Here is a 362-nt window from a genome sequence, read left to right as displayed (position 1 = left end):
CTAAAACGACCTCCATTCCCTCACAAAAACAAATACGGAAAATTTGTTCATCTCGATAAACAAAATCCTCGAATGAGTAGTGCAGAATATGGGAATTATGTAAAAGACTGTTTAGCTATTTTAGAAAATTTTTATTCTGATTTAGACGCTGTAACGTTAGATGATTTACGTCATTATTGGATATTCTTGGAAACTAATGCCAGTTTTAGATCTAAGCTAGGAACTAAACAAGATTTTCTTATTGAGTTGCGTAAGAGAGGATTTAAATTAGTTGAATGTGAATTAGTTAAAATAGACGATAAACAAATTGATTTGGTTGATTCATTTTCAAAAAGTTAAACAAAAAAACAAGCACAAATCTG

General features: G+C 29.8%; 1 pseudogene. It reads left to right on the top strand.

Annotated features, from left to right (window positions below):
* A pseudogene (locus tag QS62_RS07015) lies at positions 1-339 on the top strand (replication initiation protein); the annotation flags it as partial.
* Positions 340-362: the final 23 nt, after the last annotated feature.

Source organism: Gallibacterium salpingitidis (assembly GCF_001678495.1).
Classification (GTDB): Bacteria; Pseudomonadota; Gammaproteobacteria; order Enterobacterales; family Pasteurellaceae; genus Gallibacterium; species Gallibacterium salpingitidis.
The sequence above is the reverse complement of the archived record's forward strand: the minus strand, read 5'-3'. Positions and strand labels throughout refer to the sequence as shown.